The sequence below is a fragment of the Kluyvera sichuanensis genome (assembly GCF_014218705.1).
GTDB classification, from domain to species: Bacteria; Pseudomonadota; Gammaproteobacteria; order Enterobacterales; family Enterobacteriaceae; genus Kluyvera; species Kluyvera sichuanensis.
The window spans coordinates 142,964-167,371 of record NZ_JABBJF010000002.1 but is presented as its reverse complement, the minus strand read 5'-3'; the positions used below and the strand labels follow the sequence as shown (position 1 = coordinate 167,371).

The 24,408-nt window shown below is 61.5% G+C and carries 20 protein-coding genes; 6 read left to right on the top strand and 14 right to left on the bottom strand.

Annotated elements, in window-relative coordinates; translation table 11 throughout:
- Entirely contained in the window at positions 1-1,758 is a 1,758-nt protein-coding gene (locus HII27_RS27075) for a cytochrome P450 (RefSeq protein ID WP_317983833.1), read from the top strand.
- On the opposite strand, the gene HII27_RS03150 is transcribed toward HII27_RS27075, so the two are convergent.
- Complete coding sequence (locus HII27_RS03150; protein ID WP_185666510.1) at positions 1,755-2,672, bottom strand: helix-turn-helix domain-containing protein; 918 nt, start codon at positions 2,670-2,672, stop codon at positions 1,755-1,757. The genes HII27_RS27075 and HII27_RS03150 overlap by 4 nt on opposite strands.
- Before the next feature lie 310 nt (positions 2,673-2,982).
- Here HII27_RS03150 and HII27_RS03145 point away from each other — a divergent pair, with 310 nt between their 5' ends.
- The 4 genes from HII27_RS03145 (at position 2,983) to HII27_RS03130 (ending at position 7,187) form a co-directional block, all read left to right on the top strand.
- A complete protein-coding gene (locus HII27_RS03145; RefSeq protein ID WP_185666509.1) occupies positions 2,983-4,719 on the top strand; it encodes an FAD-dependent oxidoreductase in 1,737 nt (578 codons plus the stop codon).
- A 14-nt stretch (positions 4,720-4,733) separates the two neighbouring features.
- Entirely contained in the window at positions 4,734-5,852 is a 1,119-nt protein-coding gene (locus tag HII27_RS03140; RefSeq protein WP_185666508.1) for an NADH:flavin oxidoreductase/NADH oxidase, read from the top strand.
- Positions 5,849-6,181: an NIPSNAP family protein gene (locus HII27_RS03135; protein ID WP_185666507.1), complete on the top strand. Its 333-nt coding sequence runs from the start codon at positions 5,849-5,851 to the stop codon at positions 6,179-6,181. The genes HII27_RS03140 and HII27_RS03135 overlap by 4 nt, the downstream gene beginning before the upstream one ends.
- Positions 6,182-6,287: 106 nt before the next feature.
- Positions 6,288-7,187 carry a helix-turn-helix domain-containing protein gene (locus tag HII27_RS03130; protein ID WP_185666506.1) on the top strand — a complete coding sequence of 300 codons (900 nt, stop codon included), beginning with the start codon at positions 6,288-6,290 and terminating at the stop codon, positions 7,185-7,187.
- A 3-nt stretch (positions 7,188-7,190) separates the two neighbouring features.
- On the opposite strand, the gene HII27_RS03125 is transcribed toward HII27_RS03130, so the two are convergent.
- A complete protein-coding gene (locus HII27_RS03125; RefSeq protein WP_185666505.1) occupies positions 7,191-8,006 on the bottom strand; it encodes an SDR family NAD(P)-dependent oxidoreductase in 816 nt (271 codons plus the stop codon).
- Positions 8,007-8,164: 158 nt separating this feature from the next.
- On the opposite strand from HII27_RS03125, the gene HII27_RS03120 reads away from it, so the two are divergent.
- Entirely contained in the window at positions 8,165-8,776 is a 612-nt protein-coding gene (locus HII27_RS03120; RefSeq protein ID WP_185666504.1) for a class I SAM-dependent DNA methyltransferase, read from the top strand.
- Positions 8,777-8,794: 18 nt separating this feature from the next.
- On the opposite strand, the gene HII27_RS03115 is transcribed toward HII27_RS03120, so the two are convergent.
- Genes HII27_RS03115 through HII27_RS03060 form a run of 12 tightly spaced genes read right to left on the bottom strand, consistent with a single transcriptional unit; the run spans position 8,795 to position 24,239 of the window.
- Positions 8,795-9,790, bottom strand: a complete 996-nt coding sequence (locus HII27_RS03115) for an ABC transporter permease (protein ID WP_185666503.1) — start codon at positions 9,788-9,790, stop codon at positions 8,795-8,797.
- On the bottom strand, positions 9,787-10,722 hold the full coding sequence (locus HII27_RS03110; RefSeq protein ID WP_185666502.1) for an ABC transporter permease: 936 nt from the start codon (positions 10,720-10,722) through the stop codon (positions 9,787-9,789). Before HII27_RS03110 ends, HII27_RS03115 begins: the two co-directional genes overlap by 4 nt.
- Positions 10,700-12,340, bottom strand: coding sequence for a dipeptide ABC transporter ATP-binding protein (locus HII27_RS03105; protein ID WP_185666501.1), 1,641 nt, complete (start codon positions 12,338-12,340; stop codon positions 10,700-10,702). Before HII27_RS03105 ends, HII27_RS03110 begins: the two co-directional genes overlap by 23 nt.
- 10 nt (positions 12,341-12,350) lie before the next feature.
- Complete coding sequence (locus tag HII27_RS03100) at positions 12,351-14,105, bottom strand: ABC transporter substrate-binding protein (protein ID WP_223883137.1); 1,755 nt, start codon at positions 14,103-14,105, stop codon at positions 12,351-12,353.
- Positions 14,106-14,123: 18 nt separating this feature from the next.
- Positions 14,124-15,332 carry a GNAT family N-acetyltransferase gene (locus tag HII27_RS03095; RefSeq protein WP_185666500.1) on the bottom strand — a complete coding sequence of 403 codons (1,209 nt, stop codon included), beginning with the start codon at positions 15,330-15,332 and terminating at the stop codon, positions 14,124-14,126.
- 10 nt (positions 15,333-15,342) lie between these two features.
- Entirely contained in the window at positions 15,343-16,563 is a 1,221-nt protein-coding gene (locus HII27_RS03090; RefSeq protein ID WP_185666499.1) for an acyl-CoA dehydrogenase family protein, read from the bottom strand.
- A gap of 43 nt (positions 16,564-16,606) precedes the next feature.
- Positions 16,607-17,749 carry an LLM class flavin-dependent oxidoreductase gene (locus tag HII27_RS03085; RefSeq protein ID WP_185666498.1) on the bottom strand — a complete coding sequence of 381 codons (1,143 nt, stop codon included), beginning with the start codon at positions 17,747-17,749 and terminating at the stop codon, positions 16,607-16,609.
- Positions 17,746-19,152, bottom strand: coding sequence for an LLM class flavin-dependent oxidoreductase (locus tag HII27_RS03080; protein WP_185666497.1), 1,407 nt, complete (start codon positions 19,150-19,152; stop codon positions 17,746-17,748). Before HII27_RS03080 ends, HII27_RS03085 begins: the two co-directional genes overlap by 4 nt.
- A 22-nt stretch (positions 19,153-19,174) precedes the next feature.
- A complete protein-coding gene (locus tag HII27_RS03075; RefSeq protein WP_185666496.1) occupies positions 19,175-20,815 on the bottom strand; it encodes a dipeptide ABC transporter ATP-binding protein in 1,641 nt (546 codons plus the stop codon).
- 12 nt (positions 20,816-20,827) lie between these two features.
- Complete coding sequence (locus HII27_RS03070) at positions 20,828-21,664, bottom strand: ABC transporter permease (protein WP_185666495.1); 837 nt, start codon at positions 21,662-21,664, stop codon at positions 20,828-20,830.
- A 2-nt stretch (positions 21,665-21,666) separates the two neighbouring features.
- Positions 21,667-22,620 (bottom strand): ABC transporter permease, encoded by a 954-nt coding sequence (locus HII27_RS03065; protein WP_185666494.1) that lies wholly within the window; start codon positions 22,618-22,620, stop codon positions 21,667-21,669.
- The gene (locus HII27_RS03060; protein WP_185666493.1) at positions 22,617-24,239 is read right to left on the bottom strand and encodes an ABC transporter substrate-binding protein; all 1,623 of its coding nucleotides are present in this window, start codon (positions 24,237-24,239) and stop codon (positions 22,617-22,619) included. Before HII27_RS03060 ends, HII27_RS03065 begins: the two co-directional genes overlap by 4 nt.
- Positions 24,240-24,408: the final 169 nt, after the last annotated feature.

The following is a 24,408-nucleotide window of genomic DNA, read 5'->3' as shown; positions in this document are numbered from 1 at the left end:
GTGGAGGCACCGATTGCCGCGGCAGATGTGGACGATGCCTTTGACCTGCGTCTGGCGCTGGAGCTTGGCGCGGTGCAGTTAACCATGGGACGGCTCAGCGGAGAGCAGCTGACCACCTTCCGTCGTCTGGCCGAGGCCACGGCGGCATTCGTCTCCGGGCGGCGCTTCCTTGATGTGCCGGGCTACGTGGAAGCTAACCACGCCTTCCATCAGTTCCTGATTGAGGCCACCCGCAACGCGCAGCTGATTGCGCTCTACGCCCAGCTGACGGTGCGTGACTATATCGACCGCGCGCTGACTGCCAGCGTGGAGATCGTCGGCGATATCGTGCAGCAGCACCGGGATCTGGTCTCGGCCTTCGAATATGGCGATATTAACGCCGCCCGCGACGTGCTGGCCCAGCACGCGCAGCATTCGCGTACCACCATGAGCCGGGCGCTGGCGCTGAAAACGGCCCCTGCCGCCATTGGCCTCCCCGTTGCGCCGCCCGCGCCGGAGCCAGAAGCGCCGCGCTGCCCGTTCCATGATCTTCAGCCCTCGCTGCCGCCTTACTCCCACGAACTGGCGTGGCCAGAAGGGCTTGCGCCGTTCAAAGTGGTGGATGACGGTTCGCAGGGCGACCCGTATGAGCACTATCGCTGGATGCGCGAACACGCGCCGGTGCTGCGCTGTCAGTCGGCCACCACCGACGTCTGGTTCCTGTCGCGCTATGACGATGTTTACCAGGCGATCCGCAACCCGAAGCTGTTCTCTTCAGAAGTGGTAAGCCCGCCGCCGCTGACCTTCCTCACGCTGTTCGATGCGCCGGGGCATACCCGCCTGCGCAAAGTGGCGCAGCCATCGTTTATGCCGCTGTCGCTTGAACCGTTTATCCCTGAAATCGAACGCCGCGCCGAAGTGCTCATCGACCAGATGCTGGCCAACGGGGGGGGCGATGTGGTGGAAGATTTTGCCATTCCACTGAGTATCGCCACCATTTCGGCGATGATCGACGTGCCGAACGAAGACGAAGAGAAAATGAAGTTCTGGTCGGACGAAACCTTCAGCTACTTTGGTCGCCTGGCACGTAACGCCCCCGGTACCGGCACCGACGAGCAGAGCGCAATGGCCTTCTTTGCCTATCTGAAAGAGGCGATGGAGCGGCTCTATCTCAGCAACAGCCAGTCGATTGGCGGCCATATTGCCCGCATGTGGAAAGCGGGGCTGTTGAGCGAAAAAGAGGCTAAAGAGCTGTGTGCTTTCGTCTTTATTGCCGGGCATGACACCACCACCATCCTGGTGGCGAACGCCTTCCGCATGTTTGCCGAGCAGCCGCAGTTGGTGGCGCGCCTTCGCGAAAACCCCGATGACGCCGACCGCTTTGTGGAAGAAGTGGCGCGCTATCGCGGCACCGTCCAGCGGGTCAGCCGCATCACCACCGAGGCCACCACCGTAGCGGGCGTGACCATCCCGAAAGGCGCGGTGATACGCCTGCTGCTGTCGGCGGCCAACCGTGATAGCCGCAAGTTTATCGACGGTGAGAGCTTCAATATCGACCGCGACAGCAGCGGGCATCTTGGCTTTGGCAACGGCATTCACAAGTGCCTCGGCCAGCCGCTGGCCAAGCTCGAAACGCTGATTGCCGCGAAGCTGGTGGCGCGCAAAGTGGGGGAGATGGGTCTCGACCCGGCGCGTCCCATCCAGTATGTCCGCGGCAACAACCTCACCAACTCAGGGCCGGAACACCTGTTTGTACAGATGCGCGCGCGCGAAGATTAAACGGCGTGCGACAGGCGGCCCTGCTCCTGAATACGGTATTCAGTGGGCCGCAGCCCGGTTTGCTTGCGGAAAAAGCGGCCAAAGTAGGCCTCGTCGCGAAAGCCCAGCTCGCGGGCTATCTGCTTGACGCTGAAGCTGGAGTAGACCAGCAGCCGCCGGGCTTCATGCACGGCGCGGCGGTCGATGGCCTCAATGGCGGAGATGCCGAACGCTTCCCGGCAAATCCGCGTGAGCTGGCCGGCGGAAATGCCCATGGCACTGGCGTAGCTGGCCACCGGCTGACGGGTACGGCAGCGATCGTCGAGCAGCAGGCGAAAGCGCTCAATGCGGGCAACCAGCGCAGCGCGTGAGGGGTTACCCGCCAGACGCGCTTTTTCGCTCAGGCGGGCAATCTGCACGAACAGGGCGATGGTCAGCGCCAGCCCGGCGGTGTACTGCCAGCGTTCCGGGTGCTCTGCCTCACGACCGATGGCATCGAACAACGCTTCCAGCGGTGCGCCACGGGGGCTCGCCGGGTCAACGGCCAGCACCGCAGGCGTGCGCACAAAGGCCAACAGCTCAGGGGCGGCGGTCATGGCGATCGACTCAATGGCCGACTGGGCGGTGGTGATCACGTGGCCGTCAATGTCATCGCGAAAATGAAAGCCGTGAACGGAACGTGCCGGAATAACCACCAGACACGGCGCTTCCAGCTGCCAGGTCTGACCGTCTATCGACGTCTCGCCGCCGCCGTGGGTGATATACAGCGTCTGGATTAATGCGTCGTGAAAGTGCGGTTCAATCTCAAACCCAAAGCGGCTGGCCCGTGACGGAATGCGCTCGTGATGCACGCTATCCACGGCGGTGGGATCGTCCTGCGCGCCGTAAAGGGCGTAGTTGGGTAGCGTTCGGCGGGCGTTAGCGTGAGCAGGCATGATGCCGGTTTTGTCCTGTTGAGATGAAGGGAGCCTTGATGGCGAATAATGTTAATTCGGTGATAAAACGCGCAATCGCGCAAGTGCTGAATCTTCATCTTGTGATGTGAGTCGGGCGGAAATACGTCGCTTCTCTATAGCAGTGAACGCAAAAATTTGCGCCAGAACACACTTCTTCGCAATTGTCGAAAAGTGCAGGTTTTGGTGTGAAAGTGCCCTTCTTTTTCCCCGGTGGGCTGTGAAAAATGCATATGTAACGTTTTTATAACATCAGCAAAATAATAAAAATCATTCATCTGCGAGGTACCCTATGGCTGTAGAACTCCCCGTCCGCGAGTGCGATGTGCTGGTGATAGGCAGCGGCGTCGGCGGGCTGTCGGCCGCGGTCACCGCGGGCCTGAATGGGCTGGATGTCCAGGTTATCGAAAAAGAGACGGTCTTCGGCGGCACCACCGCGTTTTCCGGCGGTGTGCTGTGGATCCCCGACAACCATCTGGCACGCCAGCAGGGCATTGAAGACAGTCTGGCCGCCGCGCGAACCTACCTGCAGGGCGAAGCAGGGGATAGCTTCCGCCCGGAGGTGGTCGATGCCTTTCTCAAAAACGGCCCGGAGATGCTGCGCTATTTTGAAGAGCACACTCGCTTTCGCTGCAACCTTTACCAGTACCCGGACTACCATCCCGATGCCCCCGGCGGTGTGATGCGCGGGCGTTCAGTGGTACCGGAGGCGTTTGATATTCGCGAACTGGGCAAGTCCATGCCGCGCCTGCGCAAACCGCTGCGCACCATCACATTTATGGGGATGATGTTCAGCTCCTCAAATAACGACCTGAAGCACTTCTTCAACGCCACCCGCTCGCTGAAATCGTTCGCCTACGTGGTCAAACGCCTGAGCCGCCACCTGCTGGAAGTGGCGCGCTACGGGCGCGGGATCACCGCCAACGGTGGCAATGCGGTGGTGGCCCGTCTGGCCTGTTCGGCGTTGGATCTCGGCATACCGATTCACACCGGGGTGGCGGCGAAGGATTTGATTGTTGAAAACGGCATCGTGCGCGGCGCGGTGGTGGAGATGAACGGTGAGCGGGTCAACCTGTACGCCCGACGCGGCGTGGTGCTGGCCTCCGGTGGCTTTGCCCGCGACGAGCAGCGGCTGAAAAAACTCTACCCGCACGTGCGTCGCGGTGGAATTCAGCTTTCGCCGACGCCGCCCGGCGTGGATACCGGCGACGGGATTGCCATGGCCGAGCGTATCGGCGCCCGCTTTGACGACAGCTACGCCAACGGTGCGGCGTGGATCCCGGCCTCAAAGGTGCAGATTGGTCGTCAGTCGTACGTCTTCCCGCATCTGGTCGACCGCTACAAGCCTGGTTTTATCATGATTAATCGCCACGGCGTGCGCTTTTGCAACGAGGCCGACTCCTACCACGACGTTGGTATCGCGATGATTGAAACCTGCCGTGACGATAGCGACACCTTCGCCTGGCAAATCTGCGACCGCCAGGCGCTGCGAAAGTACGGCATGGGGTTTGCTAAACCGGCACCGATCCCCGTCTCGGTCTACCTGAAAAGCGGCTATCTGCTGGAAGGGAAAACCCTCAGCGAGCTGGCGCAGAAAATGGGCATTCCCGCTGACGCGCTGGCAAACACCGTGCGCGACTACAACGCCGACGCGCGTCAGGGCAAAGACCCGCAGTTTGGGCGCGGCGAGTCAGCCTATAACCGCTACCTCGGCGACGCCAACCATCAGCCGAACCCGTGCGTCGCGCCGATAGAGCAGGGGCCGTTCTACGCCGTGAAGCTCTATATGGGCGATCTCGGCACCTTCCACGGTCTGAAAACTGACGGCGAAGCGCGGGTGCTGGATAACCAGGGGTTGCCGATTACGGGCCTTTACGCCGCCGGTAACGAGATGGCGAGCATGATGGGCGGCAGCTATCCGGGCGCGGGGATCACCATTGGCCCGGCGGCCACCTTCGGCTATATCGCCGCCCGCAGCATGGCGGCACGCGGCGACACGGCGCAGTTACCCGAGCGCGAAGCCTCATAAATCAGGAGAACACGATGTCTACACTTTTTAGTCCCCTACAGGTCGGCCCGCTGACGCTGGCGAACCGCATTGTTGTCCCGCCGATGTCGCAATACTCCGCACAGGCGGACGGTGTGGCGACCCCGTGGCACGCCCAGCATATTGGCGGCCTGGCGATTTCCGGCGCGGGTATGGTGATCTGCGAGGCCAATGGCGTCACGGCGGACGGGCGCATTACCCCGCATTGTCTCGGGTTGTGGAATCGCGAACAGGGGCAGGCGCTGCAAAAGCTGCTGGCCGACATTCGCACCTACAGCAACACGCCGATTGGCGTGCAGCTCAACCACGCGGGCCGCAAGGCGGGCACCAATGCGCCGTGGCGTAACCAGGGTGCCTCGCTGACGGACGAAGAGGGCGGCTGGCCGACGGTGGCCCCTTCCGCTATCGCGTATAAACCCGGCTGGCGTGTACCGCAGGTGTTAGACGACGCGGGAATGGCGCGCATCACTCAGGGCTTCGTTGACGCCGCCCAGCGGGCGCTGAACGCCGGGGTCGATTTTATCGAACTGCACGCGGCCAACGGTTATCTGCTGAACCAATTCCTCTCGCCGCTCAGCAATCAACGTGAAGATGACTACGGCGGCAGCCCGGAAAACCGTATGCGTTTCCCGCTACAGGTCGCCCGCGCGCTGCGTGAAGTCTGGCCGAAAACCCGCCCGCTGGGCGTGCGCTTTAACGGCGGTGAATTTGCTGACGGTGGGCTGTCGCTTGATGAAGCGGTGCAGTTTGCCCGCGAACTGCACGCGCTGGGCTACGACTATCTGCACGTGTCTGGCGGCTATAACATCTATCACCAGACGCCAAATGCCGACCAGCCTGGCTATATGGTGCCGTTCGCCGAGGCGGTGAAACAGGCGCTGCCGCAGGCGGTGGTGATTACCGTCGGGCTGATTTACGAAGCGCAGCAGGCCGAGGCGATAGTACAGGAGAAACGGGCGGATCTGGTGGCAATTGGCCGCGGGATGCTGGATGACCCGAACTGGCCGATTCATGCGGCTATTGCGCTTGGTGAAACCGCGCCGTGGCCGAAACCCTACGACCGCTTTGGGCCGCTGGGCTGGCCGACGCATCAAGTTCAGGAGGCTAAATCATGACCATGCCGATTATCGATCACCGTATCTACACTATCCGTCTGCGCAAAATGAACGAGTTTCTTGAGGTGTTTGACCGGCTGGCGATGCCGATATTGCGTGAGACGCTGGGCAACCCGCTGGGGTTTTACACCAGCCTCGTCGGGCCGCAGAACCAGTTTGTGCACCTGTGGGGTTATGAGAGCCTGGCGGAGTATGAGCGTCGCAGCCGCCTGCGCGATACGCATCCGGATTTTGCCGCCTATCTTAAAGCTTCTGAGCCGTTTATTGTGGCGCAGGAGACGCGGTTGATTCGGGCGACGACGTTACCCTCACCCCGGCCCTCTCCCTGAAAGGGAGAGGGAGAAAATCGACAAACAGCACCAATCGGTTCCCTTGCCCCTTTGGGGAGAGGGCTAGGGTGAGGGGAAACCCTCTCCCCACTCCAACGGAGGCACCATGAACCTCGCCAACAGCATCCCGGTTTTCAAACTCTACGGCGAAAGCTGGCACTGGCCGACGCCGGACCTCCTGCACTGCGAATCGATCCAAAGCCGCAGCAGCCTCTACGACTGGAGCATCCGCGCCCATCAACATACCGATCTGGTGCAGATCCTCTATATCCAACAGGGCCAGGGTGAAATCGAAATTGAAGGCGTTCGCCAGCCGTTCACCGACGCCTGCGTGCAGGTCATGCCCGCGCTCTGCGTCCACGGTTTTCGCTTCTCACCGGGAACTCAAGGATATTCGCTGTCGCTTGCCGCACCGCTGGTGGCGAAATTTGAACAGCTGTTTGGTCGCCCCTTGCAGGTGCTAAACCGCGCCGTTCGCGTACCGGTCGGTGATGCGGGGGCGCACATCCATACTCTGTTTCAGAGTTTACAGCAGGAGTATCAGGCCGATAACGACGCACGCGACATGATGCTGCATTCGCTGCTGAGCGCGCTGATGGTCTGGCTCAACCGTCAGACCAGCGGGCCCGCGGAGGTGAGTGATAAGGTGGAGCGTAAGCGCGCCGCCATTCGCCGTTTTAACCAACTGGTGGAAAATCACTACCGCGAACATCTTCCGCTGGCGCACTACGCCCGCCAGATTGGCATGTCCGGGGTGCATCTCAACACCCTCTGTCGAGAGTTTCACGGCTGCAGCGCGCTCAGCGTGCTGCACCAGCGTCTGTTGCTGGAGGCCAAGCGCAGCCTGCTTTATACCAGCATGACGGTCAGCCAGATTTCGGACTACCTCGGCTTTAGCGACGCTACCTATTTTTCCCGCTTTTTCCGTCGCAGCACCGGCCTCTCGCCGCGTGATTTTCGCGAGAAGCCGACGCAGGAATGTGCGGAGCCTGCCCCGGCAATGTAGCGTTTAGCGGGTAAAGCCCGGACGCGGCAGTTTGCCCATCAGCATGGTCGGCAGGCCGCCGTCGACGCCAATTTCTGCCCCGTTGATATAGCTCGATTTGTCACTCAGCAGGAACAGCACCGCGTTGGCGATATCTTCCGGTTTGCCGATTCGCTGGCTGGCGGTAAACGCCTCGCGGCTTTCACGTACCCCCGGCTGCGCGTAATACTCAGCCGTCAGCGCGGTTTCGATCATTCCCGGCGCCACCAGGTTACTGCGAATTCCGTCCTGACCCCACTCCACGGCAATCTGCTGTGACAGCAGACCTACGGCGGCTTTACCAGGGCTATACGCGCCGCTCCACGGCTGCGGAATGCGCCCGGAAATGGAACCAATATGCACCATGCTGCCGCGCTTTGCCGCCCGCATATCGTGGGCGAATTCGCGGGCGCACAGCAGATAGCCGGTCAGGTTGACGTTGAGCTGGGCTTGCCACTGCTCAAGGCTTATCTCCGCCAGCCCTGCCGGGCGCAAAATTCCTGCCGCGTTGACTAAGCCATCGCACGGGCCGAGCAGCGAACGCACGCTCAGCGCGGCTTCTTTAACCTGCTCTTCGCGGCTAACGTCGCAGGCCACCGCCACGCGTTTTCCTGGCAGATGTTCAAGTTTCTGCCGCACGGCATCGCAACGCTGCGGGTTGCTGTCGAGCAGCGCGACGTTGGCGCCCTGTTGTGCCAGCGCGGTGGCAATGGCTTCGCCGATGCCGCTTGCCGCGCCGGTGACGGCAAAAACCTTGCCGCTGAGGTCGAGCCAGTCCTGGGAAGCGTGCTGTTCAATCATGGTGTTCTCCACGTTTTCGTTGTGTACAGATGCTCTGCCATTGTTGGAGGCGCGGTGGAGAAAGGGAATGCACGAATGAAAACCAGACGGGGACTTTTGCCTATGAGATGGGCTAATCTGTGAATTCAGCACGTCATTCCGCCACCATGAGGCCCAAGATGGACCATCCCGCCGCGCGTACTATTCTCGACCTGTATCAGCGTCACGCCGAAGCGTTTTACCAACAACGCTCACGAACGCTATTTGAACAACGCTGGTTGGATAAGCTGCTGGCGGCGATGGGAATGACCGGGAAAATGCTCGATCTTGGCTGCGGCAACGGTCAGCCGATTGCCGACTATTTTATCCAGCAGGGCTGCGCATTGACCGGGGTAGATGGCGCTCCGGCGATGCTAACCCGCGCCCGTGCGCGTTTTCCCGAACAGCGCTGGCTGCACCACGATATGCGGACGCTAAATCTTGCTGAAACCTTCGACGGCCTGATTGCCTGGGACAGCTTTTTCCACCTCACCCAGGATGACCAGCGCCGCATGTTTTCCGTTTTTGCCCGTCATAGCCATCCAGGCAGCGCCTTGATGTTCACCAGCGGTACTGGCCACGGTATCGCCATGGGGGAATTTGAAGGGGAACCGTTGTTCCACGCGAGTCTGGCCCCCGACGAGTATCGGTCGCTGCTAGCGGAACACGGTTTTGCGGTGCTGGAGATGAAAATAGAAGACCCCGAGTGCGGCGGGCATACCGTGTGGCTGGCAAAGCGAGGGGAGCGCTGAGGCTCACCCCGCTTCGTGTTAGTGAGAATGACTTCGCAAGAACGTGGCGTGGATAAGGTCGGTCAGTAAATTACAGACGATAAACACGCAGGCGGCGAAAATGGTGGTGCCGATCACCACCGGGAAGTCGCCGTCCAGCGCTGCATCGATGGCCAGTCGCCCGACGCCGTCGAGGCCAAACATCTTCTCGGTGACAATCGCACCGCCCATAATGGCCGCCAGCTCCAGCCCGGTGAGCATCAGCACCGGGCTAAGCGCTGGTTTTAGCGCATGGTCAAAATAGACGCGCCACTCGCGCACGCCTTTTGCCCGCGCGGTGCGGATATAGTCCCGATGCAGCACATCAAGCATGCTGCTGCGTAGCACCCGCTGAAAAATGCCGATCTCCGCCAGCGCCAGCGTGAGCCACGGCAGGATCAGATGGCGCGCCCACTGCCACGGGTCATCGTGAAACGCCACGTATCCTCCCGCCGGAAACCAGCCAATGTTGTGCAACGAGAGCTGATAGAACAGAAAGAAGATAATCAGCATCCCGCTGAGAAACGTCGGCAGCGACAGCGCGAGGTAAGCGAAGAGCGCCAGCAGCCGGTCGATAAACCGATCCCGGTAGCGCGCCGCCAGCACCCCCGTCAGCAGCGAAACCGCCGTCCAGATGACCAGCGCCCCCAGCGCTAACGACAGCGTGATGGGCACTTTTTCCAGAATCAGCTGCGTGACCGGCGTCTGAAAGCGGAACGAATAGCCGAGCGCGGGGGGCCAGTGCAGCATCCCCACTGGCGCCCCCTGAATATCCGGGCCGCGTAGCAGGAAGTAGCGCAACTGCTGATACCAGGGATCGTTCAGGTGCAGCGCGCGGGCAATGGCTTCAATGGCCTCCGGCGTCGCATTGCGCGGTGCCAGCATGACTGCCGGATCCTGGTAGGCGATGCGGGTCAGCACAAAGGCCACAATCAGCACCAGCAGTAGCGTCAAGCCGGTGCGCAACAGGGCTTTAATGAGTGAAAAGAGGGTCATGACGATCGGCGCTCCAGATGAGGGTCGAGGACGTTACGCAGGCCGCTGCTCAGGCAGTTAAAACCCAGCACCGTCAGGAACAGCGCCAGTGCCGGAGCGGCTAAAAACCAGGGCTGCACCTGGTACATGGCCGAACGCTGCACGTCGGCAATCATGTTGCCAAGGCTGGCGGCAGGGGCCGGGATACCCACGCCCAAAAAGGAGAGGGTCGCTTCGGCGATAATGTTGGTCGGTAGCTGAATCGCCCAGTAGATCCCCATCGTGGGCAGCACGCCGGGGACAATATCGCGCCATAAAATGCGCCACGGCGACACCCCCATCAGCGCGGCGGCAGAGACAAACTCCTGCTGGCGCAGATCCAGTACCAGCCCACGGCTGAGCCTCGCGAAGTAGCCCCAGGAGAAGAAGGTAATCACAAAAATAACCACCCACACCGGGTCGACGCGCGGCCCGCTCTCGCCGCCCTGATTGAGCGCCAGCAGGCTTAACGCCGTCACCACAAACGGGAAGGAGAGCACCAGATTTATCAACTGCTGGCAGATCGCATCGGTTCTGCCGCCGCGATAGCCGCCCACCAGCCCGACAAACAGGCCAATTATCATGGCGAGCGTGGTGGCGGGCACGGCGATAAACAGCGACACGCGGGCGCCATAAAGGGTGCGCACCAGCACATCTCGGCCATTATCGTCCGCGCCCAGCGGAAAGGCGGCGGTGGGGCCAATGGGGATCCCCATATCCGACAGCGCGCTATCGCGAAACTGCTCGGTCTCACCGTGGCCCAGCCAGACGGCGACCAGCGGAGCCACCAGCGCCGCCAGCACCATCAGTGCTACGATAATCAGCCCCCAGCGGGCGCTGGGCTCGCGCCACAACCGTCGCCATAGCGCAGGGGCTGACTGCGCTGGCGAATCAAAGAGCAATGGCTGCGTCATAGCGTAACTCCTCCGTTTCAAGCCAGGCACGGCCCGGAATGGCCGCCAGCAACTGGCGCGTCCACGGCTGTTGCGGCTGCTGGAATATCTGTTCAGTGCGGCCCTGTTCGATAATCCTCCCGGACTGCAGCACCAGCACGCGGTCGCAGAGCGCCGCCACGGCGTCGAGGTCGTGGGAGATAAACAGAATGGAGAGACCGTAGCGCTCGCGCAGACGGCTAAACAGCGTGATGATGCGGTGCTGGGTGGTGATATCCAGCGCCGATACCGCTTCGTCGGCCACGATAAGCCGGGGCTTCATGGCCAGCGCTCTGGCGATGACCACGCGCTGCCGCTGCCCGCCGGAAAGCTGCGACGGATAGCGGGAGGCCAGAGACGCCGGTAGTTCAACCTGCTCCAGCAGTTCAGCCACCGCCGTTCGCAGCGCCGTGGGCGACAGCGGTTGGCCCTGTTCGCGCAGGGCGGTCAGCTGGAGCGGCTGCGCCAGCGTATCGTCGATGCGCCGACGGGGGTTAAGGCTGCTGTACGGATCCTGAAATACCATCTGCACCGCATGGCGAGCCGGATGATGGCTGCCCGGCGTCCGCCAGGGCTGACCGGCGAAGGTAAGGTGCCCACTGTCGGCGCGATCGAGCCCGACCACAATCCGTCCCAGCGTGGTTTTACCGGACCCCGACTCGCCCACCAGCCCGAGGATCTCCCCCTCATGCAGCGTGAAGCTGACGTCATCCAGCACCGGAGCGGTGGGCGCACGCGACCACCATCGCGACGCTTTGGCAAAACGCCGCGAAGCCTGATGAACTTCAAGCAATGGCTTCTCTTCACCGCCGCCAACCGGCGAAGAGGAACGGGGATGCCAGCCCGCCTGCAGCAGCGAACGGGTGTATTCATGCGCCGGTGCGCTAAACAGCGCCGACGTTGTACCTTGCTCAACAATCCTGCCCTGCTGCATCACCACAATGCGGTCAGCAATATCCGCCACCACCCGCAGGTTGTGACTGATAAAGACCAGCGCGCAGCTGTGCTGCTGTTGAAGGCGCTTGAGCAGGCGAAGAATTGACGCCTGCACGGTGGCGTCCAGCGCCGTGGTGGGTTCATCGGCGATAATCAGCTTCGGGTTGAGCGCAATGGCGATAGCGATCATCACCCGCTGGCGTTGCCCGCCGGAGAACGCCGCCGGACGGTCATGGTAGCGGCGAGCGGCATCGCGAATGCCCACCTCATCGAGCAGCGCGACGACCCGCGCCCGCAGCGCCCGACGGCGCATCCGCTGGTGGGCGAGGATAGCCTCTTCAACTTGCCGGCCCACGCTTTTGAGCGGGTGCAAATTGCTGAGCGGATCCTGCGATACGTAGCCGATTTGCGCCCCGCGCAGCTGGCGTTTCTGGTTTGCCGTGAAGGTGTGCAGCGGCAGGTCATCAAAGACAATTTCTCCCTGCACGCGCATCTCTGACGGTAACAGCCCCAGCACCGCCAGCAGGCTCAGGCTCTTCCCTGAGCCTGATTCGCCGACCACAGCCAGGGTTTCCCCTGGCTCAACGTGAAAACCGACTTCCCTGACCAGCGCGGTGTGCGAGTCAAGGCCAATCGTTAAGTCGCGTACATTGAGTAGTGGCATCACGTCTCCGTTACGGCTTCAGCGCAATATTGGTGATATCGGCCTGGGTGGCCAGCGACGACCACGTCCAGTGGGTCACCCGGTCAGAGGTCACCGCAATACGGCGCTTCTCAAACAGCGGGATCCACGGCAGGTCGGCGGAGACCAGCTGGTCGGCCTGCTGCCAGATAGGGCCCGGGTTATCGGAGCCATAGGCCTGTTTGGCCAGCTGATTCAGCTTGTCGTTGCTGTAGCAGATGGCGTAAACGTTGCCGCGCCCGCACGGTGAGGCATCCGAGTTCAGCCAGCCGCCGAGCAGCATGCGGGTTGCCGGGCCTTGCCAGTCAGGAGAGGTCTGTCCAAGCGCCAGATCCCAACGGTTTTCCGGGCTTTGCAGGTAAGCCATAAACTGCGGCGGCGGCACCGGGATCAGGTTCAGGCGAATACCGGCGCGGGCCAGATCTTCTTTGAGGATCACCGCCAGGGTGCTGAACTGATTGTTGGCGCGGTAGACCAGATCCAGCGCCAGCCCGTCGTTAAGCCCCGCTTCCTTAAGTAACGCTTTGGCTTTCTCAGGGTCGCCTTTGCTGTCCGGCGTGGCGTACGGATCAAAGGTCTGGTGGCCGAGCAGGGTGCTGGTGATGATTTGCCCCAGCGGCAGAGCGGCAATTTTCCCACCCTGCGCCTGAACCAGGTGCGCTTTATTCACCGCATAGGCCAGCGCCTGACGGACTTTCAGATTGCGCAGCGCCGTGGCCCCGGCGCTTTTAGCCTGCGGCTGGGCGTTGATGGCGATAAAGTTTGCCGCACCGCTGTTGGCGGCGTGCAGGTTCGGGCTTTTTTGCACCAGATACTGGCGCACGGCGGCCTGCGGCGGCACGTCGAGGTACAGCGATAAATCGGCGTCGCCCGCTTGAATACGCTGGATCACGCTATCTTCGTTATTGCCGGTAAAGCTGACTTCAATGGCGTCTACCCAGGCTTTACGCGCCGGGTCTTCCGCATGGTTATAGTTCGCGACTTTTTTCAGCACCAGCTTCTGCCCGCTGGCGTAGCTTGCAACCTCATACGGCCCGCTGGACGGGAAGTTTTTGCGAAACTCCTGCGAGTCCGGGAAATAGCGCGAGGCGACCTCTTCCGGCAGCGGCGTGACAAAGTTCATCGACAGAATGTTGAGGAAATCGTAGTTCTTGCTGTCGGAGCGCAGCACCAGCGTTTTATCATCCGGCGCGCTGACGCCAGCAATATCGTGGCTGTCGATATACGCTTTGCTGGCCGCCAGATCGCCGGGGGCAACTTTGCTGAAATCTTTGCAGTAGTCGGCAAAGCCGGAGAAGGCGAGGTTAAAGTAGTTCACCGCCGCCACCTGTTTGTTCGGGTCGCAGAAGCGTTTGATGGCGTAGACAAAATCTTTAGCCACAATCGGGCGAGTGGTCGGCCCGGCGTAGTGAATGCCGTCGCGCAGATGGAAGGTGTAGGTTTTACCGTCGGCGCTAACGTCCCACGATTTTGCCAGATCGCCCACCAGCGTGGTGTCATCCTTCAGGCTTTTCGGCGAACCAGGGTAGGTGACCAGTTGACGGGTGACCGCCCGCAGGATCTCCCAGGAGTCGACCGAATAGCCAGTCAGCGGATCAAAAGCGTCCAGATCCGGCTGTAGCGAGGCTATCTTCAGCGTGCCGCCGGGTTGGGGGGCTGCCTCATCGGCCAAGGCCGGGGCCGCTGTGCCCAGTAACAGGGCGACGGAAAGCGTGTGGCCCATCAGAGGCCAACGAATGCTGTGCATAAAAAATCTCCAGAAAAATTAGAAGAAGATCCCCGACCAGGGATGTTCATGACAGGCCAGCAGACGTGCTAAGCGTGCTGCAGCCTGAGAATGGTGAAGGTTGATACGCCGGGCGGCGGCAAGCTGCCACGGGGTGTACTCGCCGAGCAGCAGCATTGCCAGGCTATCGATACTGAGCGATAGATCGGGTTGGCTGGCGCTGCGCTGTACGCCGTCTGGGGTCAGCCGCCAGACGCCGTGGTTGGCAGGCAGCCACGGATCGTCAATCGCCAGCGTGACCGCGTCGCCGTCGCCATAGCGCCGGGCATTGAGCGTTTGCTCAAGGTCAATCACTCGTAGCCAGCTCTCATCAACCAGGGCGTGCTGCTGTACCGCCCGCGGGTTGTCCAGCAGCAGCGGCAGGGCATCATCCACCGGGCGATGCGGCAGCTCGACGTAGCGGGCGATATCGAGCTGTAGCAAAAAGCCCAGTAGCTGCGCCTCCAGCTGCGGGTCGGCGGCGTGCAGATCGTCCACCACCAGCGTGCGCTCGGTGCTGTAAAGCCAGTTTTCCTCAGCCCTGGCGTGATAGCGGACAAAACCCTGCGGCTCGCCGTGACGCAGCACGACGGCCACATAGTGGTTCAGGTTGCTGTGCGCCAGCCGGTGCTGCTGCAACGCCCACCACTGCGGCCAGCGGCTGAGCGAACCGGCGCGGACGAGCGGGAAACGTGCCTCGATATCCTGCAATACCGCCCAGCTGTCGGCGGCGACAAGCAATCGGATGCCGCCGTCTGCCGCTGGTAGCGCGGGAAGTTCTCGCTTATCAATGCGCAGATCCTGCGCCGCCGTGGCGACACCGTAACCAAAGCGACGGTAGAGGGTTCCCTGCGAAGCGCGCAGCGAGGCCACGGCAACGCCCTGCTGGTGGAGATCCGCCAGTTGGCGGGCAAACAGCGCTCGCAGTACGCCACGTCGGCTAACGTGTGGTAACACGCCGACGTGGGTGACGGCGGCGTGAGGCACGCGCTGGCCTCCCGGCAGAGTCAGTTCGCCGGGGAAGCTGTTGCTGGTGCCCACCAGTTGCCCGTCGAGCCAGGCGCCGTAGACCCTTCCCGGCACCACGTAGCGCTCAGCCCACTCGCTAACCGGCGTAACGCCACCCGGCAGGCCAAACATCGCCTGACGAAACACGGCGGCAGCGGCGAGCAGGTTCGCGGGGTCGTCGATAATCCGAATCTCCGGCATGGTCATGTCCTTAGCGCTTCGGCGGCGCGTAAACGCGCGGCGTCGGCAGCTTGCCGCTTAACACATAATCGCCCACTTCGCGGGTGCGGTAGGCCACCGGGTCGTGCAGGGTGTGGGTGCGTACGTTGCGCCAGAAAACGTCCAGCCCGTACTGGTTGCTGGTGGATCGCCCGCCGGTCAGTTCATAGATTTCATGGCTGATTTTCAGCGCCACGTTGTTGGCAATGACCTTGGCCTGGTCGGTCAGCAGGGCCAGTTCGCCCCATTGCGCTTCGGTCAGGTCGTCGCCCGCGTGGAAGGCATCCTGGAAGGCCTGAGCGGTTTTTTCCGCCAGCGCAATCCCGGCGGCCAGTTCGGACGCGAGTTCACCCGCTTTCAGGCGGTGGTACGGGTCTTCCAGCGCGCTTTCGACGCCGGATTCAGGCCACGGGCGCACGGTGTCGCGGAAGTAGACGGCGGCCTGCTTCAGCGCCCCTTCGGCAATGCCGAGATAGAAATGAACGAAAATCAGCTGGCTGAACTGGTTGCGCAGGGCGTTGCGCAGCAGTGCGCTTTCCGGTTTCTCTTCCAGCCCGGTCAGGCGGTCCTTCTCCTGCAGGCGCAGGCGGTTAAACTCCAGCGTGCCGCTGGCGGTCAGACGCTGCCCGAGGTTATCCCAGTCGTCATTAAAAGTGATGCCCGGCTGGTCGGCGGTGACCTGATACTGCACCAGTTGGTCTTCCACCCAGACGGCGATGGTCATAACCTGAGAGACGGCCGCGCCGGTCGCGAAGGTACGGCGTCCGGTGACGTACAGGTCGCTGCCGTCCCACTCCAGCTTCAGGCGCGGATCGCGCGGGTTACTGATGCTTGACTGGAACCAGCCGTCGTTGGCGACGCCGCGGGCGATAAACTCCCACTGCTCGCGGTTGCCGAGAATGTAGCTCCACACGCCGTTGGAGTAGTGGTAGGTGATGAGCTGGCCCAGCGAGCCATCGGCGGCGGAAATGATGCGGCCAATTTCCAGCGCCTGCACCAGATTGGCACCGCCGCCGCCGAGTGATTTCGGCACGGCCAGCTTCAGCAGGCCGCTCTGGCGCAGCCAGTCAATCTCTTCAAACGGGTGCTTATTGGCCCGGTCGCGTTCCTGTAAGGTCGCGTACAGGCGATCCGCAACCTCCTGGGCTACCGCTTTCCAGTGGGCAAATTCCTGGTTATCAAGTCCTGCATAAATGTCCTGAGCGTGGCTCATGGTTTCTCTCCTGAGTGCTTGTTTGCGATGTTTTTATGGTTAATTACGGTGTTGCCAGCAATCCGCTGCGGCGTAGCAGGGCTCCTGCGCCCTCGGCAAACCAGTAAGCCTCTTCAAGGTGCGGCTGACCGGATAAAATAAAGTGCGCAATGCCCATGTTGTGGAAGGCCTGGATCTTCTCCGCCACCTGCTGATGGCTGCCGACAATGGCGGTACCGACGCCGCCGCGCACCAGCCCGTAGCCGCTCCAGATGTTGGGCGCAATCTCCAGCAGGCGAACGTTCTCTGGGTTCACCTGCTCGGCAGAAATATCGTCCAGCAGCGCGCTCATCCGCTTTTGACCGACGGATTCGGTGCGTCCCAGTAGGGTTTGCGCACTGCGGATGCGCTCCGGCGTAATGCCGTTCAGCAGTCGCGCCGCTTCACGCCAGGCCTCCTCTTCGGTATCCCGGCTGATGACGTGAAAACGAATGCCGAAGCTCGGTGTGCGACCCTGAGCGCGGGCCAGCGCCCGCACGGTGTCCAGCTGCGGGGCGACCTGCTCGGGCGGTTCACCCCAGCTAATCCAGGTATCCGCCTGCGCGGCGGCAACCTGTTGTGCCGCCGGGCTGGAACCGCCGAAAAAGACCGGAGGGACGGGCCACGGCGAGGGCAGCAGGGTGGCCTGTTCCAGCTGATAGTGTTCGCCGTGAAAGTCGAACGGCTGGCCGTTATTCCGAGCATGGCTAACGCCTTTAAAGGCGGCAATAAACTCGCCGCTACGGGCGTAGCGCTGGTCGTGATCCAGCCTGTCGCCATAGCGGCGCTGCTCGACCGGGTCGCCGCCGGTGACGATATTGATCATCAACCGTCCTTCGGTCAGGCGCTGGAAGCTGGCGGCCTGGTGTGCGGCAAGCGTTGGCGAGATAAAGCCGGGGCGGAACGCGACGATAAATTTCAGCCGTTCGGTGTGCTGGCTGATGGCCATGGTGGAGAGCCAGGCATCTTCACACCAGCTACCGGTGGGGGTGAGCACGCCTTCAAAGCCCAGCCGTTCAGCGCTGCGGGCGATATCGGTCAGATAATCGAGCGTCGCCGGGCGGAACTGACCGCCGATGCCGCTGATGTGCTGCGAGTCGTCGCCCGCGCCAACGATCCCCCGGCTGTCGCCGTTCGTTGGCAGATACCAATGCAGGTGAATGCTCATTTCGCCTCCGCCACGTAGTGGGTATCGAGATGGCGGAATTGGGTACCGGGGTGATCGTCGCGCAGTTTTATCTGCCCCTCGCCCTGTAAACGTTCGCGCAGGGTGAGCGCCGCACCGTCGGCACGACGCATGCGCCCGCGCGCCTGTAGCTCAGGCACCACCCAGCGGACAAAGTCTTCAAAGCTGCCGGGGCTGATGGCGTAGGCGAGGTTGAAACCGTCGACGCCGGATGCATCGGCAAATGCCTCCAGTGCGTCGGCCACGGTCTGCGGGCTGCCGACCAGCGTTGGGTGAATGCCGCCGATGGCGATATAGCGACTGATGTCACCCACCGTCCACTGACGTTCGGCATCGATGCGGGTCAGCCCGGCCAGCGCCGAGCGGCTGGCGTTGGTTTCGATATATTTGAGCGGTTCATCCAGCGCCCAGCCGGACCAGTCCACCCCGGTCCAGGCGGAGAACAGCGCCAGCGCGGCTTCCTGGCTGGCGTAGCTGAGGTAATCCTGGAATTTGGCGTGTGCCTTGTCGTCATCGTCGTCGACCACCACGCTAATGGCGGTAATAAAGCGAATGGCGTCAGCGGCGCGTCCCTGTTGATGCGCCAGGGTGCGAATTTTATCGATGTTCTGGGCGATAGCCTGCGGCGTGGTGCCGCCGAGAAACACCACTTCGGCATTCTGCGCGGCAAACAGGCGACCGCGATCGGAGGTGCCCGCCTGGAATAGCACCGGCGTACGCTGCGGGCTAGGCTCGGAGAGGTGCGCATCCGGCACCGTAAACCAGCGCCCCTGGTGGCGGATAGGGTGCACTTTGCTCGGGTCGGTATAGACTCCAGCGTGGCGGTCGCGGCGGACGGCATCGTCTTCCCATGAGCCTTCCCACAGCTTGTAGGTGACCTCAAGAAACTCCTGCGCGCGTTCATAGCGCTCGTCATGATCCATCTGTTTTTCCAGCCCGAGGTTACGGGCGGCGGATTCCAGCACCGAGGTGACAATGTTCCACGCCACCCGGCCTTTGGTCAGGTGATCAAGGGTGGTGAATTTGCGAGCCAGCAGATACGGATGCTCATAGGTGGTCGAGAGCGTTATACCAAAGCCTAACTGACGCGTGGCGGCGGCCATCGCTGAAACCAGCAGCAAAGGATCGTTGACCGGCGACTGCGCGGCGGTACGCAGCGCCGCGTCGGGCTTGCCCTGATAGACGTCAATCTGCCCCAGCGCATCGGCGATAAACATGGCGTCAAATCCGGCGTCGTCCAGCAGTCGGGCGATATGCAGCCAGTAGTCGAGAGTGGTGTACTCGCTTGCGCGATCGTCCGGATGTCGCCACAGCCCAGCGGAAACGTGGCCGACGACGTTCATCATAAATCCGTTGAATAACAACTGTTTTTTGGCGCTTGTCATAGTGCGTCCTTAGTCAAATGGGTCAGGCAAAACGTTTTAACGCTGTATCTGCGTTACCGGATGGCAGCAGATAGTTGGCGTCCAGCAGCTGCTGGGTGACCGGATGGCGGTCGGCGGCGTACAGCTCGTGGCGCGCGAAATCGTCCACCACGACGCCGTGCGCCATGACCACGATGCGCTGGCAGAACTGCGACACCAGCGCGAGGTTATGGCTGATAAACAGACAGGTCAGCGCATGCTGCTGGTGCATCCGGGTTAAGAGGGTCATGACCTGCGCCTGAACCGTGAGGTCCAGCGCGGAGGTAGGTTCATCCAGCAGCAGAATGCTGGGGTTAACCACCAGCGCTCGGGCGATATTGGCGCGCTGGCGCTGGCCGCCGGAAAGCTGATGGGGGAAGCGCTGCAGCAGCGCGGTATCCAGACCCACTTCTGCAAATAGCGCCGCCGCCCGCGCGATGGCCTGCGGGCGGTCTGCTACCGTTCCCAGGCGAAACTGCGGACGCACCAGCTGCTCTTCCAGCGTCAGGCGCGGGTTAAACGACGCGAGGCTATCCTGAAAAACGCACTGTAGCTGGCGGCGCAGCGCGGCAACCGAGGCCGGGTGACTGTCGTCCACTACGTTGCCCGCCAGGCGTAGCTCGCCCCGGTTGGCGGGTATCAGCTGCGCCAGAAGGCGCGCCAGCGTGGATTTTCCAGAACCCGATTCGCCGATAATGCCGACAATCTCACCGCGCGCGACGTCGAGATTGACGCCGTCCACCACCGTGGTCGCGACTTTTTTCGGCCACCAGCCGGCGGTTTCCCGGCGCCAGAAATCGCGCCCCAGATTACAAGCTTGCAGCAGCGGCGTACCTTCAGCGCGCGGGGTGAGCACCGGATCGGCGCTAGGATAAGGCACCGCCGCCAGCAGCGATTGGGTATAAGGGTGCTGAGGTGCGGCGATCAGCGCCTTCGTGGCGTTGCTCTCGATGATTTTCCCCTGCCGCATGACCGCCACGCGGTCGCTGAGTTCGGCGACGACGCCGAAATCGTGGGTGATAATCAGCATCGCCATTTGCTGCTGTTGGCACAGCGCTTTGAGCAGTTGCAGCACCTCGCGCTGCACGGTGGCATCCAGCGCCGTGGTCGGTTCGTCGGCAATCAGCAGGCGAGGGCGGCACATCGCCGCCAGCGCGATCAGCACCCGCTGGCGCATCCCGCCGGAGAGCTGGTGCGGGAAGCGCGACATCACCTGCTCCGGCTCACCGATTTTCATCCGCGTGAGCCACGCCAGCGCGGCTTCGCGCAGCGCGGTGCGGCCAAGCTCCGGATGCAGGCGTTTCAGGTTGTGCTGAAGCTGTTTGCCGATGCGCCACGACGGGTCGAGGGTCGAGAGCGAGTTCTGAAACACCATCGCTATCTCGTGGCCGCGCAGGCGGTTTAGCCGCGTGGTGGACTGATGCAACAGCGGCTGGCCATCAAAGGTGATGCTGCCGCTGACCGTCACCTGCGAGGCCGGGAGCAGACCGAGGATCGCCGCCGCCGTCACGCTCTTGCCAGAGCCGGACTCGCCCGCCAACGCCAGCACTTCGCCGGGCGCAATGGTCAGTGAAATATCGTCGACCGCCTGCACGTTCTGCTGATGGAACAGCACGTTCAGGTGGGAAAGGGTTAATAGGCTCATTGTCGTCTCTCCTTACTGATAAGGATCGAGGAGATCGCGCAGGCCATCTCCTAACCAGTTAAACGCCAGCGACAGCAGGACAATCGCGACGGCAGGCGCGGTTGCGATATGGGGCGAGCCGAAGATCATCATCTGTGCGCCTTCGCCTACCATTCGCCCCCAGTCAGCCTGCGGCGGCTGGACGCCAAGCCCCAGGAAACTCAGCCCGGCGAGGAACACCACCATGCCGCCGAGCAGCGAGGTGGTGTACACCAGCAGCGGGGTGGCGACGTTGGGTAAGATTTCGCGAAACAGGATGTCGCGGTTGCTCGCCCCCTGCGCACGCAGCGCTTCGACGTACTCTTTCGCCACCTCAGTGCGGGTGTCGCGATAGACCACGCGGGTGAGGTAGGGGATCACGCTGCAAATCAGGGTGATGATGAGCGTGGGATAGCCGCTGCCCAGTACCGCCGACAGACCAATCGCCAGCAGCACCATCGGGAAGGCGAACAGCATGTCCATGGTGCGCATAATCAGCTCGGAGAAGGCCGAGGCGCGAAAGCCCGCCAGCAGGCCGAGCGCCAGGCTGACCAGCGCGGCAAAGACTATCGGTAGCACCGAAGCGGCGAGAATGGTGCGCCCACCCCAAATCAGGCGGCTGGTGATATCGTGCCCCTGATTATCAAGACCCAGCAGGTGTCCCGGCGTGCCCGGCGGCGCAAGGCGCAGCCCGTCGAACGCCGCCAGGGGGTCATAGGGCGCAACCCACGGCGCAGCGAGCGACAGCGCCACGGCGGCCAGAAAAATCCCCAGGCCGAGCAGCGCCAGCCCGTGTCGGGAGAGCCGACGCAGGAACGTTGAAATTGTCATGATTAACGGGCTCCTTCGTGGCGGGGATCCAGCCAGTCCTGTAGGACGTCGCTTATCAGGTTAACGGCGAGGAAGCAGGCGGCGATCAGCATCACGCCGGTCTGGATGGTGGGGTAATCCTGACCTGCCGCCGCGTTATACAGCTGCGTGCCAATCCCCGGCCAGGCGAAGATCTTCTCGATAAAAATCACGCCGCTGAGCAGGTAGCCAATTTGTAAGCCGGTAATGCTGATGATAGGTGCCAGCAGGTTGCGACCCAAGTGACGCCACAGCAGGCGGGGCGTGGAGTAGCCGAGCGCCCGGTAGGTGCGGATATAGTCGGCCTGCATAATCCCGATAACGCTGTTGCGTACCTGACGGGCGAGGATCAGCATCGAAATCAGCGCCGTCGACAGGGCCGGTAAAAACAGGTGATGCAACAGGTCGGTAATGCCCCGGTCTCCGCGCATGTCATACATGCCGGATACCGGGAACCAGTGCAGCTTGACGGCAAATAGCCAGATGAAAAACACCGCCAGCCAGAAGATAGGCACGTTGTGGGCGAGCTGAACCACCAGCATCACCAAACGGTCGCGGCGCGTTCCCTGCCATAGCCCGCATACCACGCCGATAATCACGCCGGGGATCAGGCACAGCAGCACGGCGGCAACGGTCAGGATAACCGTGTTAGCAAATGCCCCGCCGAGCACGTCGGCGACCGGTGTGCGCATGGTGAGCGACATCCCCCAGTCGCCGCTAAACAGGTTTTTCACCCACAGCAGATATTGCACTGCTGCGGGTTTATCCAGCCCGTAGACGTGACGAATCTGCTCGATGGCCTCGGTGGAGAGCTGACCGGCCAGCGCGTTGGCGATCGGGTCGCCGGGCACCAGCTTGGCAATCAGAAACACCAGCAGCGAGATCAAAAACAGCAGCGGCACCGTCTGCGCAAGCCGCAGCAACAGCAGGCGGGTCATGGTTTCAACCACACTTGGGTCAGGTCGTAGAAGTTCTGCGCCGGAACGTTAAAGCCCTGTACGGCCGGTGAGGTGGTAAACACGCGGTTAAGCTCCAGCAGCGGGACAAACGCCGCCTGTTGCTGGAACTGCTGGTTGACCTGGTGCCACAGCGCCAGCGCTTTTGGTTTGTCGGTGGTGACGCTCGCCTGCGCAATCAGCGGCGCGACGCCAGTAATCACCTTCTCGCCTTTGCCGCGCGAAACCACATAGTTTTTCCAGGCGACGTTGAGCCATTGCGGGCTAATCAGCCCCCACTCCATGGTGAACAGCCCGGTGTCGTCCGCCAGATTCGCCAGATGCGAGCTGTAGGTTATCCACTCCTGTGAGACCACCTTCACGGTAATGCCCACTTTGCTGAGATCGCGTTGGATCCACTCGATAACCGGCTGATTCTGGTCGTAGGTGATGATGGTAAAGCTGACTTCACCCGGTTTGAAGCCCGCATCGGCCAGCAGCTTTTTGGCCCCTTCCGGGTCGTACGCGTAGTCTTGTTGCGATGCCAGGAATGCTTCGTTGGAACGGTTGAGAATGCTGTAGCTCGCCACCGCGTGGCCGTTCAACAGCGATTTCACGAGTTCCTCACGGTTGATGGCTTTAATCACTGCCTGACGTACCGCCAACTGGCTGGTGTACTTATTGGCGAAGTTCCAGCCGAGGAACAGCTGGTTGGCTTCGGTACTGTCATGCACCGTGTAGCCGCTTTGCGACAGCAGATCGACGGCGTCGGTTGGCGTGCGGGAGAGAATATCGACCTGGCCCGATTGCAGGGCGCTCACGCCGGTGCTGCCGTCGAGGATAGGGCGGAAAATCAGCCGTTCCATATAGGGTTTTTTGCCCCACCAGCCGTCATTGCGCACCAGTTCGGTACGATCGTTACGCACCCGCAGCACAAAGCGGTAAGGCCCGGTACCGGTGGGGTGATCCGCCAGTCCGTCCTGTCCCCATTTCTGGAGGGCCGCGGGGCTGAAGATGCCGGACACCCAGTTGCCCTGCGGCAGGAAACGCAGGAAATCCGGGAACGGTTGGTTAAAGGTGTAGCGCACGGTGAGTGGGTCAACGACCTCAATGGCCTTCAGATCGTGATAAACCTGCGCCATGGTGGCCTGCGAACGGGCGTCGAAGTACTCAAACTGCGGATCGGTAAAACGACGGACGTTAAAGCGTACCGCTTCGGCGTCAAACGCGGTGCCGTCGTGGAATTTCACCCCGTCGCGTAAATGGAAGGTAAAGACCGTCGCATCGTCATTAATTTCCCAGCGGGTGGCCAGACCGGGAATAATTGGCGGTGTACCTTTCGCTGCCGGGACGGATAAATCTTCCGCGACCAGTGATTCATAAATATGTTTATCCACCCGATAGGTTTCATAAGAATACTGGCGGTTGGGATCGTAAATAGTGGGTTCCAGTGCCTGGCCAATAATTAACGTCTTGCCATAGCGCGACTTTTCATCCGCATCATCGGCAAATGACAACGCAGGGATGCCTAATCCCATCACTAACGTGGTAGAAACGGCTGTGAGCTGTAATAACTTACGGCGGGATAGCGATATCCCGGCGATAATTTCGTTTTTTTTCATAGCGATGTCCGATGTGCAAAGCAGGTGTTTTTTATATTTAGTCAGTCATTTTTTATGTTGGTATCAAGACTGAAGGGCGATACTAGCATCGGTTAAAAAAGAGAATAAATGCGCATTTCTTATTTTGTTTTCTCTTTTTTTGATTTGCGTTTTTTAGCTTTGATATGCC

Coding starts and splice junctions, on each gene's coding strand:
- HII27_RS03150 (WP_185666510.1), bottom strand. CDS start 2,672: ATGCCTGCTCACGCTAACGCCCGCCGAACGCTACCCAACTACGCCCTT.
- HII27_RS03145 (WP_185666509.1), top strand. CDS start 2,983: ATGGCTGTAGAACTCCCCGTCCGCGAGTGCGATGTGCTGGTGATAGGC.
- HII27_RS03140 (WP_185666508.1), top strand. CDS start 4,734: ATGTCTACACTTTTTAGTCCCCTACAGGTCGGCCCGCTGACGCTGGCG.
- HII27_RS03135 (WP_185666507.1), top strand. CDS start 5,849: ATGACCATGCCGATTATCGATCACCGTATCTACACTATCCGTCTGCGC.
- HII27_RS03130 (WP_185666506.1), top strand. CDS start 6,288: ATGAACCTCGCCAACAGCATCCCGGTTTTCAAACTCTACGGCGAAAGC.
- HII27_RS03125 (WP_185666505.1), bottom strand. CDS start 8,006: ATGATTGAACAGCACGCTTCCCAGGACTGGCTCGACCTCAGCGGCAAG.
- HII27_RS03120 (WP_185666504.1), top strand. CDS start 8,165: ATGGACCATCCCGCCGCGCGTACTATTCTCGACCTGTATCAGCGTCAC.
- HII27_RS03115 (WP_185666503.1), bottom strand. CDS start 9,790: ATGACCCTCTTTTCACTCATTAAAGCCCTGTTGCGCACCGGCTTGACG.
- HII27_RS03110 (WP_185666502.1), bottom strand. CDS start 10,722: ATGACGCAGCCATTGCTCTTTGATTCGCCAGCGCAGTCAGCCCCTGCG.
- HII27_RS03105 (WP_185666501.1), bottom strand. CDS start 12,340: ATGCCACTACTCAATGTACGCGACTTAACGATTGGCCTTGACTCGCAC.
- HII27_RS03100 (WP_223883137.1), bottom strand. CDS start 14,105: ATGCACAGCATTCGTTGGCCTCTGATGGGCCACACGCTTTCCGTCGCC.
- HII27_RS03095 (WP_185666500.1), bottom strand. CDS start 15,332: ATGCCGGAGATTCGGATTATCGACGACCCCGCGAACCTGCTCGCCGCT.
- HII27_RS03090 (WP_185666499.1), bottom strand. CDS start 16,563: ATGAGCCACGCTCAGGACATTTATGCAGGACTTGATAACCAGGAATTT.
- HII27_RS03085 (WP_185666498.1), bottom strand. CDS start 17,749: ATGAGCATTCACCTGCATTGGTATCTGCCAACGAACGGCGACAGCCGG.
- HII27_RS03080 (WP_185666497.1), bottom strand. CDS start 19,152: ATGACAAGCGCCAAAAAACAGTTGTTATTCAACGGATTTATGATGAAC.
- HII27_RS03075 (WP_185666496.1), bottom strand. CDS start 20,815: ATGAGCCTATTAACCCTTTCCCACCTGAACGTGCTGTTCCATCAGCAG.
- HII27_RS03070 (WP_185666495.1), bottom strand. CDS start 21,664: ATGACAATTTCAACGTTCCTGCGTCGGCTCTCCCGACACGGGCTGGCG.
- HII27_RS03065 (WP_185666494.1), bottom strand. CDS start 22,620: ATGACCCGCCTGCTGTTGCTGCGGCTTGCGCAGACGGTGCCGCTGCTG.
- HII27_RS03060 (WP_185666493.1), bottom strand. CDS start 24,239: ATGAAAAAAAACGAAATTATCGCCGGGATATCGCTATCCCGCCGTAAG.